We start from the raw sequence: 16,362 nt of genomic DNA, 5'->3' as shown, positions 1-16,362 counted from the left end.
AGGAGACGGAAACGACCTGCGTTAACCGGGCGCATGGAGCCTATTACCCTGTGTGTAAAGGGAGTTGGGCACGCGCACGGGGGCTTCACATCCGCCTACCGCGAACCGGTCCCCTCCGCCTCGGACTCGGCGACCGCTTCTGCCTTGATGCCGGCCATCAACAGCCTTAGCCCGAAACGGAATTGCTCGGCGGACCCGACGACGAACAGCTCCTCGCCCGGCGCCTCGGCCTCGGGCAACTCGGAGATGACGTCGCGCACTTCCTCCCAGCGCTGGTCCCGCACCCCCGCTCGTACGGCCATGGCCAAGGAGGAGGCCAGGTAGGCCACGAGCGTCTGCACACTCCGTACGGCCGTGACGGGCGACAGCCCGGCCTCGTCCAGCGCCGTGAGCATGGCCGCTCCGAGCCGCTGGCCGTTCTCCCCCATGGGCGGGCGTGAGGCGATGTGGGCCGAGATCCCGGGATGCCTCAGCGCGGCGCCACGGATGGCGTGCGCCGTCGCCGTGATCCGCTCGTCCCAGGCGAGATCCGGGTCGGGATCGGCCGCGTCGGCGACGGCGAGATCGGCGACGGCGTCGAGCAGCAACTCGCGGCTGCGAAAGTGCCGGTAGAGCGCCATGGGGTCGCAGCCCAGCTCCGAGGCGATCCGGCGCATGGTCATCGCCTTCTCGCCAGTGTGGTCGCCCAGCTCCAGGGCTGTACGGGCGATCAGGTCGGGGGTGAGGAAGCGCGGCTTGGACATGCTCCCATTGTCGCACCTTGTCTACGGCGTAGACAAAGACCCCGGACGCGTCTACGGTGTAGACAAATGAAATCGACCACCGCGGTCGGCGGAGTTCCGTCGCGTCCGCGGTGCCGCGCCCAAGGAGGCGGCAGTGCCGAACACCCTCACCACCGGCAGATACGCGGCTGTCTTCATCAGCCTCGGAACGCTCGTCAATCTCCTGCTGAGCGACGTGGACAGCGCGTTCGTCGTCCCCGACGCGGTGATCGTCGCCGCGCTGGCCATCGGCGCTGTACTGCCGGGAGAGCGGGCTGTGCCCGTGCTCACGTCCTCGTTCGGGCTGGCGTCCGGCGTGTTCACGGTCGCCTCTTTCTCGTACTTCGTCAGGGGCGAGATAGGCGGGGTCGTCTTCTTCGCGCTGGTCTGCATGGTGATGACCGTGCTCTTCGCCTGGCGCGGGAATCTGCCGACCCGGTCCGAGCCCCACGTCGGACAGCCCACGACCCCGGCACACCACTGACGAATGTTCGGCTGGACATCACCCTCCGGTCATATCCAGGACCGCCGTCTTCTGGGCACGATAACCGGGCCGTCGTCGCCGCTCACGGTGCGGCGCGGCAGCCGAGTCGGTCGGTGAAAGCGGACGTGGAGGGGTAACAGATGAAGCGGGTACGGGGGTTCGGCGTGGCGGCGGCCGCGGGGGCGACGCTGCTGCTCGTGGGGTGCAGCACCGCCCCGACGGATTACAGCGAGATAGTCACGTTCACCGACGAGCACGGCCGCGCGTGCACCGCGGCGGTGGTCGTCGACCAGGAACAGAACGAGGGCAACGACTACGAGACGTCCACTCTCGACTGCGACTACCCCCCGGAGGGCAAGACTCCGGGGCCGACCACCTACTCCCCCATGCCGGAACGGGACGCGAAGTGACCTCGTGACTCCGCATCGGCGAGGGGCCTGATCCACAGGACAGGCCGTGGGGGCCCACATCCCGTTGGGATGTGGGCCTCTCGCGTCGAGACAACGACAGGGCTAGCCCTTCCGTTCCTCGTCGTCGTCTTCCTTGTCCCCCTCCTCTTCCTCCTCTTCCTCATCCCCCTCGGTCTCGTCTTCCTCGGTCTGGTCGTCGTCCTCCTGGTCCTCGGGCGCCTCCTCGTCTCCCTCGTTCTCCTCCTCCATGGCCTCTTCGTGTGTCCGGACGACTTCGCCGTCCCGGATCTCCCCGCGCCAGGCCTGAGGCTCGGTGTCGGTGAGAGTCACGTACCGCTGGAAGTTCTTGAAGTCGAGCCGCAGGCGGCGGCCTTGGGCGCGCCAGAGGTTGCCGGTCTTCTCGAAGAAGCCGGACGGGTAGTACTCGACCACCAGGACGATCCTGGTCAGGTTTGGCGCCATCTCATGGAAGCTGACGGCCCCATGAGTCGTGCCCCTTGAGCCCTCGGACGTCCATACGATGCGGTCGTCCGGGATCTGCTCCAGGGTGGTGGCCTCGAAGTTGCGGGTGGAAGGACCCACCTTCGTCGTCCACTTGCTGGTCGTGGCGTCGTCCTCGTCCTTCGAGACGTTGCCCACTCCCTTGGCGAAATCGGCGAACTTCTCGTACTCGGTCCAGTAGTCGTACGCGGTCCTCAGCGGCACACCCACGTCCTGGACTTCGACGATGTTCGTCACCTTCAGGTCCCCGGAGCCCGGCTTGCCCCCGCCGATGCCCGTCACGTCCTTGGCCTTGTCCACCACGGAGTCCTTGACGGATTTCGCCTTCTCGGAGACCAGGGAGCGCATCGGCGACTCGCCGTGCAGGATGCGGGAGCCGATCGCGGGCAGCTGCCCACCGTTGTCCGCGACGTCCGTCAACTGGCCCGTGAGGTCGGTCAGTTTGCCACCCACCTTGTCAACGGCACGGTCCAGCCTCAATGAGACGTAGTGGGAGAGTTCCCCACGCAGCCTCTGGGCGTTCGAGGGTGCGGTATCGGCGGCGGTGTCCTCCTTGGTGCTGGTCATACGGAATCACCTCCGACGGCTGGAGCGGGACGATGCGGTCTTCTTCGCCGCCCTCTTCTCGGGCGCGGCCTTCTTCGCGGGCGCCTTCTTGGCGGCGGCCTTCTTCTTCGGCCCCGGGCGCGCACCGGAGGCGCGGCTGGGGCGCCGGCGCTTCGCGGACGGCGGTTCCTCTTCCTCTTCCTCCTCGTCCCCCTCCTCGTCCTCTTCCTCTTCCTCCTCGTTCTCGTACTCCGTGTCCTCCTCCGTGTCCTCCTCCTCTTCCTGCTCGTCGTCCTTCGCACTGAGCGCCGTGGCGCGGCCGCTGATCGCGTCGGCCAGCGAACCCATGCCCCGGTCGGTGACGGCCGACAGCGCGTTGCGCGCGGCTTCCACACCCTGACCCCGGAACTGGTCCCCCAACTCCGCGACCTTTGGCACGTCCCCAAGCCGACGGGCGCCCTTCGCTGCCAGTTCCCGGGGGCCTCCGAGCCCCCTCCCGGCCACGATCGTGGCGGCCATCAGCGCGAGACGGCCTTTCTTGGTCCTGCCCAGTACGTAGCCGCCCATGATGGCCGTGGCCACGGCGACTTTCGTCTGTTCCTGCATGAGTCAACCTCCTTCGCGAGGTTCTCGTCTCGGCCGAAGCAGCCCGCGCACTCAAGGTTTCTTACGCTCTGTCGTAGCCACGAAGCCGACGGTTATCGCGCGTGGGACGGTTTTCCACCCACCTGTTCAACTCTGCTCCGCGCATCACCGGAACGCCATTTGGGTGAACCCTCCCTGGAAATACATCTGCGACAGAGCACATTCGCGAAATTCAGCGCTTGTACGCGTCACGACGCCGGGCTGTCCGGTCGCTCCGCCGCTTATGGTGCGCGTCGCCACCGCGCCCATCGGGAGCCCTGACCGGTTTCCGCGCGTTCTTGGCGGCCGGAGTCCTCCGTCGCGCCGCATCACCGTCCTCGGACTTTCCAGTCTGTTTCTTTGCCGTGTCGGCGGTCTCGGCCGTCTCGTCGGCGGCTTCTCGCCCAACGTCACCGGCGACGTTCTTCGCCGTTCCGGTGATGTCCTTCCCGGCGTCCTCGACGGCTTCGCCGGCGCTCTCCCCCAGATTCTCCGCCGCGCCCTTGGCCCCCTTCCCGACGTCTTCCACGGTCTCACCAGCGCCCTCGCCGACGTCCTCGACGGCCTCACCAGCGCCCTCGCCGACGTCCTCGACGGCCTCACCGGCACCCTCGCCGACGTCCTCGACGGCCTCACCGGCACCCTCGCCGACGTCCTCGACGGCCTCACCGGCACCCTCGCCGACGTCTTCCACTGCCTCACCGGCCCCATGTCCGACATCCCGCACGGCTTCCCCGGCCCCCTGGCCCACGCTCTCCGCGGCACCCCCCGCGCCTTTGCCGATCTCGCCGGCCGCCTTCCCCGCCCCCGTACCGACGTCCTCGACCGCCTTTCCCAAGCCTTTGCCGAGCTGGTCCAGGATCTCGGGGTTCCGATCGATCGTCGTCAGTACGCGGTTGACTATGGTCGCGACATTGTGCAGGCGGACTTTCAACTGTGCTTGCGCCTCAACGCCCTTGATATCGAGCTCGACCGAACCGAGCGCGACATCGGCCCCGACGTTCAGCTTGAGCAGATCAAGGACTTCGGCCTGGAGCGACACATGTGCACGTAGGTCATGCACACCCAGTTGAATCTCGTCGATTTTGAGCACCGGAACATCGAGATAGACGTCGGGCTCTTTTTCGCCGACCTCGTCATCATCCGCATAGCCGGCAGGCTCCGCGTCGACGACCTCCGTCTCCTCCTCGTCGTACTCGTTCCTGTTGTCATCGCTCTGGCTCATACGGCACATCCTCATTGGAAGCGCCCCCGCATTCCCAGTGTCATGCGCCTCCTCGGACGACGCAATTGCCCCTGCGGGCTCCCCGAAGCAGCACCGGCGGGTGCCCCGGTCGGGCCGGTGCGCGGCCTGGACGGGCGGGCCCACCACCTCTACCGCGCGGCGGCCACCGGGCGTACCGATGTGATCGGCACCGCCGGGATGGGTCTCCTCCAACGGACCGTCGGCAACGGCGCGCTCGGCCCGGTGATCCAGCGTGCCCGGAACTGCTCGACGGAGCAGGCCGAGGAGGAGCGGCGTCCGCCGGTGCACGAGGTCGTGTCGTCCGGCGGTTCGCCCCTCGACACCGAGACCCGTACGGATCTGGGGAGCCGGATGGGCGCGCACGCGTACACCGTGGGCAATAACGTGGTCTTCCAGCGCGACGCGTACGACCCGTCGTCGCCGCAGGGCCGTACCGCCCTCACCCATGAGCTGACCCATGTGATCCAGCAGCGCCAAGGACCGGTGCTGGTGTTCTCGGGTACGTCGGCCCGCAAGGACGGATTCCTCACCCAGGCCCGCCCCGCGCGGGGCGCCGTCCAACTGACCTTGCACGAGGGCGAGTTGACGACTCGTTCCATCCGGCTGCGGGGCCGGGCGGGTGAGCAGACCTTCGACCTGCGCGGCTCCGACACCGTACGGGCCGGACTCGCGGTCGACTCGGCGTACGGCACCGGGAGGGACCGCCGGATCGCCCTGGCGGAGGTCGAGTTCTTCGGCCACCGCCCTGCCGGGCCACACAAGAACGCGGGCCCGCCGGGGTGGCGTTTGCGACCACCTCGGCGGGCCCCGGTCTCAACCGGCGTGCCGCTTCAGATCATGATGCAGCCGTTCTGTACCAAGACGGTCAAAAAATCGAGGGTGTTGACCGCCAGGATGTTGTACACGTTCGAGGTTTCCTTCCCAAGACTGTCGATCTTCAACAGGTGGGAGGCTACATCATATCGAAAAGATTACCGAATTTGCATGAGCGAACGTACTACCGTGTGAACTATTCGTCGCGCAGCGTAGAACGTACATCCGATTCACCATCAACCATGCGTTCGACATCGCTCAGACGGCGACCAATTCTACGCGCATCAACAGTGTCCCGATGTCGCACTAATTCGAATGCTTGACGTAATGTCATGAGCGCTTCATCAATATCCCCCGCCGCGAGTCGCACCTCGGCCAGCAGCATCCGCGCGGCAGTTTCCTCGTCGACGTCATGGGTGCGGGTGGCGACAGCCACCGCGGCCCGGAGGCGACCCGTCGCGGCGGCCAATCGGCCGTCGGCGAAGTCGGCGCGCCCGAGCCGCCGCAGAGCCTGGACCTCGTGTCGGGCCGCTCCTATCTCCTGCGCGATCATCAGTCCTTCGAGGCAGTGCCGGACGGATTCCCGCACGTCTCCCAGTCGCCAGTGGGCCTCGCCGATCCCGACCAGAGCCTCGGCCTGACTCTTCCTGTCGCCGAGGGACCGAAACTCCGAGAGGGTCTCCCCGAACAGAATGAGAGCCGCAGGGGATTCTCCGGACTCCGTGAGGACTCCGGCCAAATTCCTTCGTACCGTCGCGCGGTCGTACCGACTTCCGGCAGCCTCCAGAAAAGACAGGGATTCCTCGAACGAACGACGGGCCGATACCAATTCACCGGCCTGCATCTGCAATTCCCCGATATTGTTGAGCGTCTTGGCGGAGGAGGTCTCGTCTTCCGCTTCCCTGAACCCTTCGAGGGCATTTCGAAAATGCTGTAACGCCCGATCGTGTTCTCCAAGGAGCAGGAGAGTGACCGCGACATTGTTTCGGCTGCGGGCCTTGTCCCACACGTCACCCGAGAGCGACTTGATGGCGAGGGATTTCTGGAGCAGGACGAGAGCCTTGCGATTCTCGCCGAGATGCCAGTTCAGCGTGCCGAGTACGCGCAGCGCCTCGGCCTCGGCCGGACCGTCGCCCAGCGCACGCGCGAGCTCCAACGCCCGCTCTCCCGCCTCGGCGGCCTCCGCGTAACTCCCGACGCTCGCCTCCGCCGCACACAGGTCGATCAGGGCGTGGCAGAGCGCCGGCTCGTCCGCCGTTCGCTCCCAGTGGGCGACGGCGTATCGCAGGAGTTTCTTCGCGTCCTGCCAGTAACACTCCGCCTGCAAGAACCCCGCCAGGGCACAGGCCAGTAGGGCCGCGCGCTCGGGGGCGCCGCCGCGACGGGCGTGGTCTTCTACGGCCAGGAGGTTTCCGCGCTCGGCGGCCAGCCAGGCCCGTGCGGCGGCGGTGTCCGGAAAAGAGGGAGCCGGAGACAGGGACGGGGGTGCTGGGGCCGTCCGTATGCGGCGGGGATGGGCGACGCGATCCGCGAGGTCGGCCGTCGTGACATAGAAATCCGTCAGGCGGGCGACGGCCTGGTCGCGTTCGTGCTCACCGTCCTCCGAATTGCATAATCCGCAGGCATATTCACGCAATAGGTCGTGGTAGCGATAGCGGTCCGGTACGGGCTCTCTGAGCAGGTGACATGCCAGCAGGCCCTCAAGTAATCGCTCCGTCGTATCCGCCGGCAGGCCCAGCAGGGCGGCCGCCGCGTCGGCCGTGAAATCCGGTCCGGGATGCAGTCCGAGGCGGCGGAACGCGGTGCGTTGCTGCGCGGTGAGAGTCCGGTAGGACAGTGCGAAAGCCCGGGTCATTTCCTGCTCTTGATCCGCGGTGCGAATTTCCGCCAGCCGCCCCGGACTTCGAGCCAGACGCGCGGCCAGGACCCCCAGCGTCCAGGACGTACGGGCTCGAAATCGGTGCGCCACCAGCTCGATCGCGAGCGGCAGATACCCGCACAGGCGGACAACTCGCTCGGTCTCCGCGATGTCCCTGGTGCGCTCCTCGCCCGCGAAGCCGCGGAAGAGCGTGATCGCGTCCTCCCTCGACAGGACGTCGAGCGGGACCGACAACGCCTGCGGGATACCGGTCAGATGGCGGCGACTGGCGATGATCGTCAGGGACGGTGACCCGCTCGGCAGCAGTGGCCCGACCTGTTCCGGTCCGGTCGCGTCGTCCAGGACGATGACCACTCTGCGCTCGGCCAGCATGGTCCGCCACAGGGCCGTCCGTCCCTCCAGCTCCGCCGGAATGGAGAAAGCGGGCGCGCCGAGCAACCTCAGCGCAGTCGCCAGCGCCGCCCTGGCCGTGACCGGTTCCTGGGCGGGTGAGTGCCCGCGCAAGTTGATGTAGAGCTGGCCGTCTGGGTACCTCTCGGCCAGCAGCCGGGCGGTGGCGACGACCAGGGCGGTCTTGCCCACGCCGGCCATGCCGCTGACCGCCTCCACCAAGACGACCGATCCGTCGTGCGCCCCCTTGTCGGCGATCATCGAGGTCAGCGCCTGTAACTCCGACCGGCGGCCCACGAGCGCCGGTTGCTGGGGGAGATTCCGGGGTGGCGGCACGTCGGGCGGGGGCATCTCGGGCGCGGCCTCGTCACGCACAGGCGCCGCAGGAGCGCCCGCGACGGCCTTGAGCGGACCGGCCGTTCGCTCCGCGGTACCTCCTCCCTGCGCCAGCTCACGTGCCGGTACACGGGCCAGCACCCCCTGGTGAATGGCGTTCAACTCGGCGCCCGGGAGCGCCCCGTAATCGGCCATGAGCGACTGCCGGGCCCTCTGGTGGACCCGGAGCGCGTCCGCGTACCGTCCGCTGCCGTAGTACGCGAGCATCAGCTGACCGAGCAGCGTCTCGTCTCCTGGGTGCCGGTCGACCAGCGCGGACAACTCACCGACGTGTTCGGCGAATCGACCAAGCCGCAGCCCGGCGGCGATACGCGAAGCGCTCGCGCTGAGACGCGTCTCGGCCAGCGCCTTTCGTACGGTCGACGCCCAGAAGCCGGGCAGGCCCGCCAGAGCTTCGCCCTGCCACAACTCCTCGGCACGGGCGAGCAGTTCGACAACTCGCTCGTCGCGGTCACCGTCACCGCTGAACGCGGCGTCGACGAAGTGCTGGAATCGCTGCCGGTCCACGGTGTCACGCGCGGTGAGCAGGGTGTACGTGTGCGCCCGGCCGATGATGGTGGGCGCGCCCGGCCCCGTACCGGCGTCCCGCAGTCGGCGGCGGAGGCGTGAGACGTAGGTGTGCGCGTTCTCGCGGGCGCGCTCCGGTGGGTCGCCGTCCCAGAGCCGTTCCATGAGCGCGCTGATCGCGACGGGACGGCCCACGTCGAGTGCGAGCGAGGCGAGCAACACCCGCTCTTTGTCCGATCCGAGCGTCAGCCAGCGCCCGTTCAGCCGAAGCCCCACCGGTCCGAGAATCTGGAATTCCACCAGCGCCCCCGCTGGTTCGTCGGATGGCCCACGAGCATGACATCACGCGGCGAATGCCGCCATAGACCGTTGCCATACTTGGCGCGATCCGTTCTTATTCCGGATGGTCATTCCACGTCGCGCCGGGGTAGGACCGAAATGGTCCGTGTAAACGGCAATCGATCTGCGGGGGGCGGATGGATGAGTGAGCAGAATACGGCCGCGCAAGGGCCTCACGGGAATGAGATCAGTGGCGACGCGCGACTGTACGGTCCCACTGTCCAGGCCCGTGAGGTGCACGGCGGCATTCACCTCCATCCCGCGCCCGCCGCACCCGAGCGGCCCGCGCCGCCACGGCAACTGCTGCCCGTGCCCGCCCACTTCACCAACCGGGAGGGAGATGTCGCGTCGCTGAACGGTCTTCGCGACTCGGGACTGCCGCTGATCGTCGTCAGCGGTCCGGCCGGAATCGGCAAGACGACGCTGGTGTCCAAATGGCTGCGTTCGCTGCGTACCGAGTTCCCCGACGGACAGCTGTACGCGGACCTGCGCGGGCACTCGGCGGGCGGGCCGCTGGGACCGGCGGAGGTCCTCGGCCAGTTCCTGCGGGCCCTGGGCGCCGGGCCACCGTCCACGGACACGGTCGAACTGGCGTCGCTGTGGCGGTCCTTCACCGCCGAGCTGCGGATCGTGGTCATGTTGGACAACTCCTTCACCGCCGCCCAGATCCGGCCGTTGCTGCTCGGCGGGCCCGGCGGCCTCGTGGTCGTCACCAGTCGCCGCAGGCTGACCGGTCTGCGTATGGAGGGAGCCGGGTTCCATCAGCTCGACGCGCTCGGTCCGGCCGCAGGGGTCGAACTGCTCACCCGTGGGATCGGCGCGGACCGCGTCGCGGGCGAACTCCCCGCGGTCCGCCGCGTGGTGGCCCTCTGCGCGGGCCTTCCGCTGGCGGTCTGCCTGGCCTCCGCCCGGCTCGCGAGCCGGCCCAGACAGTCGGTGGGGGCGCTCGCGGACGCTCTCGACCGGAAGGCGGGCGGGGTTCGGCTGGCCGCGCTCGAAGTCGAAGGGGAGACCTCGGTGCACAAGGCTCTGGACGCGTCGTACGCCGTACTGAGCGAGGAGACCGCCCGCCTGTACAGGACACTCGGTCTGCTCCCGGTGCGGACCTTCGACGCGGGGATCGCCGCGGCGTCCTGCGGTGAGTCGGTGGAGTGGGCGGAGCGCAGGCTGGACGAGCTGGTCGAGGCGAACCTTGTGGAGGACTTCGGCCCGGAGGCCTGCCGCTTCCATGATCTCGTACGGATCCACGCGCACGACCGCTCTCGTGAGGACGACACGGACGCCGCCCGCGAGGAGGCGCTGCGGCGCTTCTGCGACTGGTGCCTGTACACGGCGACTGCGGCTCAGGAGCGGCTGACCCCGGTGCAGTTCACCCTCCCCCGGGCCTACGTCCACCGGCCGGACCTTCCGCTGCCGTTCGCCGACGACGTCGCGGCGCTCGGCTGGCTCGACGCTCACCGGACGCATCTGATGGGTGCCGTACGGGCTGCCGCCAACAGCGGCTGGCACGATACAAGTTGGATGCTCGTGGACGCCATGTGGCCGCTTTTCCTGCGCTTACGCCACTACTCCGACTGGATCGAGGCCCACGAGATCGGCCTGGCGGCCGCTCGGCGGGCCGGGAACAGGGCGGCCGAGCGCCAGATGCTCAACTCCGGGGCCATCGGCCTCGGCGCCGCCCGCCGCACCGAGGAGGCCGCGGCCTGGTATCGGGACTCCCTCCAGGCCGCGCGCGACGCCGGCGACGTACGAGATGAGGGCCAGGCGCTGCTGGGCCTCGGCGCGTGCCATCGCGAGGCGGGGCGACCGGCTGAGGCCGTCAGGTATCTGAACCGGGCGATCACGGTGTGGGAGGGCTGCGGATACCCGCGGGGCGCGGCTCTCGCCCGCACCGCTCTCGGCGAGATCGCGCTCGCGGCGGGCGCGCCGGACGAGGCCGTCGCCTGCTTCAGCCAGGCCCACGCCGCGATGGTGGCGGTGAACGACCCCCACGACGCGGCGCGCGCCCTCGCCTTCCTGGGGCGCGCCGGTGTCCGGGCGGGTTCGTACGCGGAGGGCGTGGCGAGGATGAACGAGGCGCTGCTGGTCTTCACCGGGTCCGGAGCGGCGTTCTGGCAGGCGCGCACCCTGGAGATGCTCGGCGAGAGTGCTGCGGAGCACGGTGACGGGCCGGCGGCGGAGGATTTCCGCGCGCGGGCGCTCGCTCTGTTCGAGGCCACGAGCCCCGCCGACGCGCGGCGGCTCGCGGAAGGCGGGTGAACGGGCGGGTGGGGCCGGGCCGTTGGTGACGGCCCGGCCCCGGTGGGTCGGCGTTCAATGTGTGACGGCGCTCAGCCGAGCGGTGCGACGCGGGCCTGCGGCCACTCCCGCAGCGAGCGCCCCGCGACCAGCCAGGTGTGCAGGCATGACGGCAACAACGACCGCTCGCCGGACACCGCGTACGCCTGGTGCGTCTCGTACGGTACGAGAATCACGGCCCGGTCGGTGCCGCCGGCCACGGCCCAGCCGCCCGCGCCCGCGACACCGGTCAGGGGTACGGCGGCGATGCCGCGGGCCGGGTGGGCCGACGTGAGGTCCGTCAACCGTCGCAACGCGTCGGCCACGGTGTGCGCCCGGCTTCCCTGGAGTACGTCGGCGCAGTCCAGCAGGCTGCCGTCCCGGCAGGTGTCGGCGTCCACGACGAGGTGTTCGTCGATGACCGGTTCGCAGCGAAGATCCGCCGCACCGCCGAGGCGCACGCTGAACGACGCATCGGCGCAACGCGCGTGCAGGACAGCCGGGACCGCGCTCGCCTCGACCACGACGAAGCGCCTCACGCCGACACCTCCCCGCGCCCCGGTACCCACGCGGGCAGCGGCGGCGGCTCCGGCAGCGGGACGGTCACCGGCTCGTGCGCGGGCTGGCCCATTCCCAGCAGCCTGTACATCAGCCTGCGCATGTTCCGGTTGAACCGGCCGGGCTCCGAGGTGATGCGCGCCGCGATCGCGGCGTACTCGTCGGGCCGGTACTCCCTTGCCGCGTAGTCGAGTTGGTCCACCAGCGGGTGGGTGGGGGACAGCGCCGGCGCGTGGGCCGCGAGGGCCGCGGCGGGCGACGACGGATTGATCTCCCGCTCCGGCGACGTGGCCAGCAGCATCGGCGCACCGGTGAGCGTCCCGTACAGAGTCACCGACCCGTGATCACCGATGATCCAGTCCGCCGCGATGAGGACACTGCGCCAGTCCGCCTCCGGCGGCACGAGCGCCATACCGAGTTCGCCGCACCGTGCCAGCCACGAGCGGATCTGATAGGCGCCGTGCCCCGACCATACATTGGGGTGGACGAGCAGGGCCGTGCGGTAGCGCGTCGCCGGCAACTCGCCGATCAGCCGCGGCAGCAGCGCGTCGAACCGGCCGAAGGACGACTGCGCTCCCCACGTCGAGACCGCGACCACCAGCTTCTGCTCGTCGGCGAGCCCGAGCGCCCTGCGGTACGCGGCGCGCAGCGGCAGGCTGGCGGTGATCCTGTCGTGTGCGGGATCACCGGTCACGTGCGCCAGCGGAAGCACCTCCGGGCAATCACGCGCCAGCTCCCGCAACTCGGCGAGGTGCGGCACGACCACGGCGGCGGGCGGCCTCCCGCCGGGCAGCAGATCCCGCCTGCGCAACCCCGCCACACCGGCGTTCGCTCCTCCGACCACCCGCTTCAGGTAGTTGGCCCCGTGCGGCAGGGTGATCAGCGGCGCGTCTATGTACTGCACACCGCGCGGCCCCGCGGCCAGGGCGAGATCAAAGGTCATGCGCGTCGCCTGCTCCCACGGCAGCACCACGCTCCCCAGCCGCGTGAGGAAGGCGGGCACGTCGTCGCCGAAGGCGTGCGGCGGTGCGGTGAAGACCACTTGCAGCCGGAAGTCGCCTTCCAGCAGCGCGAGGACGTCGAGCAGCCGCTTCCCGTACGTCACGGTGTGAACCACGGCGAGCACCTTCTTGCGCCCCACCAAGGTCAGCCACTGCCGCGACTCACCCGCGCTCGCTTCGTTGATGCCCGTTTCGTTGATGCCCGTTTCCGTCGTTCCCGTTTGGAACCTGCTCGCTTCGCTCGTACTCGATCCGGTCGTGCTCAACGCCGGCATGGCGTCCCCCTGTTGACTTCTCTTCCGAGTGCCACGAACTTCATCTGCCGACGGGATGCCCGGCAGTGGGGACGGAAGGCTCGACGGACCCTTGCGAGAACCTTGCGGCGGACTGCTGGGAAGCCGCCGGCGCTGTGGCACTACTCGCCCGGCATCCGGCGCCCCGGGCCGCGATCGAGTTCGTGGCGCGCCGGCCCGCCGGCCCGGCTGGGCGGGCGCGCCATGAAGACATCGATCGGGTCCTGGGCCTCCACGACGAATCCGTGGCGCTCATAGAGTCGACGGGCGCCACTGCCTCGCAGAACGTTCAGAGCCACGGTCGTGCCTTGCGCGTCCGTCCGCTCCAGAACCGTGCGCAGTACGGCGGATCCGAGCCCTCGGCCCTGACAGTGCGGAGCAAGGTAGAAGTGCTCCAGCCACTGCCTGCCTTCGGAGGGCCGGACCGTGACGCAGCCGACGAGTTCGTGGTCGATCATGACGATCGACGTGTGCCGCGTGGAGAAGGAATCCCGCAGTCGTTGCCGCACCCGGTGCTCGTCGTAGCGGCCCAGACGTTCCAGGTCCGCGCGCATGACAGTGGCCCGCAGCTCCGCGACGGCCTCGATGTCCGCTGCCGCCGCGGAACGCAGATTCCAGCCCGTGCCGTGCGCCGACCCGGTCCGTGCGGGCACGGCCACGTCCGGTCTCGCCCTGTTGCCCGTCAGCCCGGCGTCCATGACCGGAGTATCCCAGTCCGCCCGCTCGGGCCGGGCCGAGGGGTCGCCCCGCTTCCGGCGACGGGATCCGCCCATCGGTCAACGCTTGCGTGCCACCGCGCCGTACATCGCGATGTCGGGGTCGTGGACGCGCTGTTGTTCGGCCTCCGGCCGCCACTTGTGGACCTGGGTGACGCCGGGTTCGACCAGTTCCATGCCGTCGAAGAAGGCGAGAGAGGCGGAGTGGTCGCGCAGCACCATCGGCATGTTCTGCCGCTTGTACTCCTCCGCCACCCGGCCGACTTCCTCCGGCGCGAAGTCGGCGGTGCCGATCGTCATCGCCAGATGGCTGCCCGGCGGGAGAGGTTCCAGCAGGCGCCCTACGAGCTCCCGGTCGTCCGGCGGCGGCATGAAGTGCATGATGCCGATGACCATCAGACCGACCGGCTCGTCCAGATCCAGCAGCGCCCGGAACTCCGGGCTTCGCGTGATGGAGTCCGGGTCCCGCATATCGGCGTCGATGTAGGCCGTCGCACCTTCTGAACCGCTGTTCAGCAGGGCGCGGGCGTGGGCGAGGACGATCGGGTCGTTGTCGACGTAGACCACATGGGACTCGGGCGCGACCTCCTGGACGACCTCGTGCAGGTTGGGTGAAGTGGGCAGCCCGGTGCCGATGTCGAGGAACTGCCGGATGCCCTTCTCACCCGCGAGAAACCGGCCCGCACGGTGCATGAAGCGGCGGTTCTCCCGCATGTGCACGGGCAGCGCGGGCCAGTGACGGCACATCGCGTCACCCGCCTCGATGTCGACCGGGTAATGGTCCTTGCCGCCGAGAATGTAGTCGTACACCCGCGCCGAGTGCGCCGTCGTGGTGTCGATCCGATCCTTCGGGTTCCGCATCGCCGCGCTCCATACCTTTGTCACTGGCCGGACTTCACGGCAAGGCTAATGCGTGTGTGGAGGACACGAAGGTCCTCGCGTCAGGAGCCCGTCCGCGCGAACGACCTGTGCGCCTCGATGAAGTGACGCTCGCCCACTGCCGCCTGATCGGCCGGCGCTGAGACCCACAGGTCGTACATCTTGCCGCCCTCGTTCCAGCTCAGGTCGTACGTGCGGCGCGGCCCGCCGTCCTGGGCGCCGCCGTCCCAGGTGAACTCCCAGACGGCGGCGGGGAATCCGTTGTGCGTGGTCTCGCGGACCGAACCGTCCCGGTAGCCGGGGTAGTCCGACGGGCCGGCCTCGTGCGCCTGCCGCATCACCGCGACGGGGCCGTTCGGATCCAGCGGCTGGGGATGGACGCCGATACGGAAGGCGTTGTCCGCCGAGTTGTAGAAGACCCGGGGCGATTCGTCCGTGCGGATGAAGCCGGTGGGCGTCGCCATCGTGAAGCCGGATGGGTCGGAGACCTGCCGGTAGCCCGCGGGGGCCGGGTCACCGGCAGGCTCGGAAGAGTCCGCGGACTGTGTGGGATCGGGCTTGCCCGTGCCCTCGCCGAGCGGTTCGGGAGCGTCGGAGGCCTTCTTGCCGGGAATCTTCAGCTTGTCGGGGCTCTTGGAGGGCTTCCCCGTCGCCCCCGTCGCCTCCGCCCCCCGGGAGTCGTCTCTCGTCATGACCCACGCACCGGTACCGCCGGCCGCGAGGACGACGACCAGTGCGCCGACAAGCAGCGCCGTACGGATCCGGGGGCGCCCGGCCTGTGCGGGAGCGGCGCCGAGCACGACCGGCCCGTCGGACGGAGACGGGTCCACGGACTTGGGGGGCACCGGCGTGTGGGGCACGGTGGGCATCCGCTCCTGCGTCAGAAAGCCGCGCAGTGCTCGCTCCACCTCGTCCGCGCCGAGTCGCCGCGCGGGATCTCGCTCAAGGAGACCGTTCAGGACGGGAAGCAGACCACCGGCCGAGTCGGGCACCTTGACCTCGTCCATCACCACGGCATGCAGCACCTCCACCACCGAGTCGCGGCGGAACGGCGACTCGCCCTCGACGGCGGCGCAGAGCAGCACCCCGAGCGACCACAGGTCGGACTCCGGGCCCGTTCGCTTCCCGGACATCCGCTCCGGAGCGGTGTACTCCGGGGAGCCGACGAACGCGCCCGTCTCGGTCAGCGTCGTCTGCCCGTCGACCTGCGCGATCCCGAAGTCCGACAGCACCACGCGGCCCGTGGCCGCCTCCAGGAGTACGTTCGCGGGCTTGAGGTCGCGGTGCAGCACGCCGGCCGAGTGCGCGGCGCGCAGCGCGGCCAGCAGGGCGAGACCGATACGGGCGGCCTCGGCGGGCGGAACCGGGCCGTCCACGGCGATCCGGTCGGCGAGCGACCTGCCGTCGATCAGCTCCATCACGAGCCAGGGCTGCGCGTCATGCTGGACGACGTCGTGCAGGACGAGGACGCCGGGGTGCTTCACCTGCGCGACCGAGCGCGCCTCGCGCATCGTGCGTTCGCGTCGGCTCTCGGCTTCCGCGGACGAGCGCCCTTCGTCGACGTGCAACTCCTTCACGGCGACGGCCCGGCCGAGCAGTTCGTCGTTCGCCCGCCAGACCGTGCCCATACCGCCGCGTCCGAGCGGTGTCGTGATGCGGTAGCGCCCCGCTATGAGATCCCCGTGACTTGCCATGGGCTGCATCATACGAACTCCCCTTTGGCAAAGCCGCAGTTGGGCCTG

Annotated in this window: 14 protein-coding genes; 4 read left to right on the top strand and 10 right to left on the bottom strand. The window is 69.3% G+C overall.

The window, feature by feature from the left end; genetic code table 11:
- Positions 1–95: 95 nt before the first annotated feature.
- Entirely contained in the window at positions 96–743 is a 648-nt protein-coding gene (locus ACIBBB_RS03610; protein ID WP_398978258.1) for a TetR/AcrR family transcriptional regulator C-terminal domain-containing protein, read from the bottom strand.
- 133 nt (positions 744–876) lie between these two features.
- Here ACIBBB_RS03610 and ACIBBB_RS03605 point away from each other — a divergent pair, with 133 nt between their 5' ends.
- Positions 877–1,245, top strand: coding sequence for a hypothetical protein (locus ACIBBB_RS03605; RefSeq protein ID WP_398978256.1), 369 nt, complete (start codon positions 877–879; stop codon positions 1,243–1,245).
- A 140-nt stretch (positions 1,246–1,385) separates the two neighbouring features.
- Entirely contained in the window at positions 1,386–1,655 is a 270-nt protein-coding gene (locus ACIBBB_RS03600; protein WP_398978254.1) for a hypothetical protein, read from the top strand.
- A 102-nt stretch (positions 1,656–1,757) separates the two neighbouring features.
- Here the strand turns inward: ACIBBB_RS03600 and ACIBBB_RS03595 are convergent, their stop codons facing one another.
- The 3 genes from ACIBBB_RS03595 to ACIBBB_RS03585 all read right to left on the bottom strand — a co-directional run bounded on the left by ACIBBB_RS03595 (position 1,758) and on the right by ACIBBB_RS03585 (position 4,551).
- Positions 1,758–2,723 (bottom strand): SRPBCC family protein, encoded by a 966-nt coding sequence (locus ACIBBB_RS03595; protein ID WP_398978253.1) that lies wholly within the window; start codon positions 2,721–2,723, stop codon positions 1,758–1,760.
- 6 nt (positions 2,724–2,729) lie between these two features.
- Entirely contained in the window at positions 2,730–3,308 is a 579-nt protein-coding gene (locus tag ACIBBB_RS03590) for a hypothetical protein (protein ID WP_398978251.1), read from the bottom strand.
- Positions 3,309–3,519: 211 nt separating this feature from the next.
- Positions 3,520–4,551 carry a hypothetical protein gene (locus ACIBBB_RS03585; protein WP_398978249.1) on the bottom strand — a complete coding sequence of 344 codons (1,032 nt, stop codon included), beginning with the start codon at positions 4,549–4,551 and terminating at the stop codon, positions 3,520–3,522.
- Between the two features lie 117 nt (positions 4,552–4,668).
- Between ACIBBB_RS03585 and ACIBBB_RS03580 the strand changes: the two genes are divergently transcribed.
- On the top strand, positions 4,669–5,580 hold the full coding sequence (locus ACIBBB_RS03580; RefSeq protein ID WP_398978247.1) for a DUF4157 domain-containing protein: 912 nt from the start codon (positions 4,669–4,671) through the stop codon (positions 5,578–5,580).
- A gap of 1 nt (position 5,581) precedes the next feature.
- On the opposite strand, the gene ACIBBB_RS03575 is transcribed toward ACIBBB_RS03580, so the two are convergent.
- Positions 5,582–8,857: a tetratricopeptide repeat protein gene (locus ACIBBB_RS03575; protein WP_398978245.1), complete on the bottom strand. Its 3,276-nt coding sequence runs from the start codon at positions 8,855–8,857 to the stop codon at positions 5,582–5,584.
- Positions 8,858–9,037: 180 nt separating this feature from the next.
- Here ACIBBB_RS03575 and ACIBBB_RS03570 point away from each other — a divergent pair, with 180 nt between their 5' ends.
- Complete coding sequence (locus ACIBBB_RS03570; RefSeq protein ID WP_398978244.1) at positions 9,038–11,155, top strand: tetratricopeptide repeat protein; 2,118 nt, start codon at positions 9,038–9,040, stop codon at positions 11,153–11,155.
- Positions 11,156–11,226: 71 nt separating this feature from the next.
- Here the strand turns inward: ACIBBB_RS03570 and ACIBBB_RS03565 are convergent, their stop codons facing one another.
- The 5 genes from ACIBBB_RS03565 to ACIBBB_RS03545 all read right to left on the bottom strand — a co-directional run bounded on the left by ACIBBB_RS03565 (position 11,227) and on the right by ACIBBB_RS03545 (position 16,314).
- Complete coding sequence (locus ACIBBB_RS03565) at positions 11,227–11,712, bottom strand: hypothetical protein (RefSeq protein WP_398978242.1); 486 nt, start codon at positions 11,710–11,712, stop codon at positions 11,227–11,229.
- The gene (locus ACIBBB_RS03560; RefSeq protein ID WP_398978822.1) at positions 11,709–12,872 is read right to left on the bottom strand and encodes a hypothetical protein; all 1,164 of its coding nucleotides are present in this window, start codon (positions 12,870–12,872) and stop codon (positions 11,709–11,711) included. Before ACIBBB_RS03560 ends, ACIBBB_RS03565 begins: the two co-directional genes overlap by 4 nt.
- 275 nt (positions 12,873–13,147) lie before the next feature.
- Entirely contained in the window at positions 13,148–13,723 is a 576-nt protein-coding gene (locus tag ACIBBB_RS03555; RefSeq protein WP_398978240.1) for a GNAT family N-acetyltransferase, read from the bottom strand.
- A 78-nt stretch (positions 13,724–13,801) separates the two neighbouring features.
- The gene (locus ACIBBB_RS03550; protein WP_398978238.1) at positions 13,802–14,602 is read right to left on the bottom strand and encodes an SAM-dependent methyltransferase; all 801 of its coding nucleotides are present in this window, start codon (positions 14,600–14,602) and stop codon (positions 13,802–13,804) included.
- 80 nt (positions 14,603–14,682) lie between these two features.
- Positions 14,683–16,314: a serine/threonine-protein kinase gene (locus ACIBBB_RS03545; RefSeq protein WP_398978237.1), complete on the bottom strand. Its 1,632-nt coding sequence runs from the start codon at positions 16,312–16,314 to the stop codon at positions 14,683–14,685.
- Between the last annotated feature and the right edge of the window lie 48 nt (positions 16,315–16,362).

This window comes from Streptomyces sp. NPDC051217, from assembly GCF_044455465.1.
GTDB lineage: Bacteria > Actinomycetota > Actinomycetes > Streptomycetales > Streptomycetaceae > Streptomyces.
This window is presented reverse-complemented; position numbering and strand designations above follow the sequence as displayed.

What these genes read in the sequence shown, in the direction of transcription:
- ACIBBB_RS03550 (WP_398978238.1), bottom strand. Translation starts at nt 14,602, where the DNA reads ATGCGGAACCCGAAGGATCGGATCGACACCACGACGGCGCACTCGGCG.
- ACIBBB_RS03600 (WP_398978254.1), top strand. Translation starts at nt 1,386, where the DNA reads ATGAAGCGGGTACGGGGGTTCGGCGTGGCGGCGGCCGCGGGGGCGACG.
- ACIBBB_RS03545 (WP_398978237.1), bottom strand. Translation starts at nt 16,314, where the DNA reads ATGGCAAGTCACGGGGATCTCATAGCGGGGCGCTACCGCATCACGACA.
- ACIBBB_RS03590 (WP_398978251.1), bottom strand. Translation starts at nt 3,308, where the DNA reads ATGCAGGAACAGACGAAAGTCGCCGTGGCCACGGCCATCATGGGCGGC.
- ACIBBB_RS03595 (WP_398978253.1), bottom strand. Translation starts at nt 2,723, where the DNA reads ATGACCAGCACCAAGGAGGACACCGCCGCCGATACCGCACCCTCGAAC.
- ACIBBB_RS03555 (WP_398978240.1), bottom strand. Translation starts at nt 13,723, where the DNA reads ATGGACGCCGGGCTGACGGGCAACAGGGCGAGACCGGACGTGGCCGTG.
- ACIBBB_RS03610 (WP_398978258.1), bottom strand. Translation starts at nt 743, where the DNA reads ATGTCCAAGCCGCGCTTCCTCACCCCCGACCTGATCGCCCGTACAGCC.
- ACIBBB_RS03570 (WP_398978244.1), top strand. Translation starts at nt 9,038, where the DNA reads ATGAGTGAGCAGAATACGGCCGCGCAAGGGCCTCACGGGAATGAGATC.
- ACIBBB_RS03585 (WP_398978249.1), bottom strand. Translation starts at nt 4,551, where the DNA reads ATGAGCCAGAGCGATGACAACAGGAACGAGTACGACGAGGAGGAGACG.